The sequence below is a fragment of the Virgibacillus sp. AGTR genome (assembly GCF_016919725.2).
Classification (GTDB): Bacteria; Bacillota; Bacilli; order Bacillales; family Amphibacillaceae; genus Virgibacillus; species Virgibacillus salarius.
In genome coordinates this window covers 1-509 of record NZ_JAJERH010000184.1, presented here as the reverse complement: position 1 = coordinate 509, position 509 = coordinate 1, and the positions used below count along the sequence as shown (strand labels likewise).

Genomic DNA, 509 nt, shown 5'->3' with positions numbered 1-509 from the left:
CATCCTATACAACGAAGCAAACAAATGGCAATATCGCCATTATGGATAATAAAATCAAGCTGCCCAAACTGGGGTCAATAAAGTTTGCAAAAAGTCGTGAGGTCGAAGGGCGTATTTTGAACGCAACAATTCGACGTAACCCGAGCGGTAAATATTTTGTCTCTATTTTAGTTGAAACCGATGCGGAGCCTCTCGAAAAGACGGATTCCGTTGTTGGTATAGATGTAGGGCTAAAAGATTTCGCTATTTTGTCAGACGGAACAATACATAAGAATCCTAAGTATTTCCGCACATTAGAAAAGAAATTAGCAAAGGCTCAACGTGTTTTGTCAAGACGAAAAGAACTAGCGATAAAGCAAAAGCGAAAATTGAGTGAAGCGAAAAACTATCAAAAACAAAAGCGCAACGTTGCCCGCATTCATGAGAAGATCTTGAACAAGCGAGCGGACTACTTGCATAAAATTTCTACCGAAATTATCAAAAATCACGATATTATCGGTATTGAAGAC

1 protein-coding gene is annotated in these 509 nt (G+C 38.9%); it reads left to right on the top strand.

The genetic code is table 11. The features are described from left to right. A partial coding sequence (locus tag JUJ52_RS23155) for a transposase (RefSeq protein WP_228089259.1) occupies nucleotides 1-509 on the top strand: 509 nt, incomplete at both ends.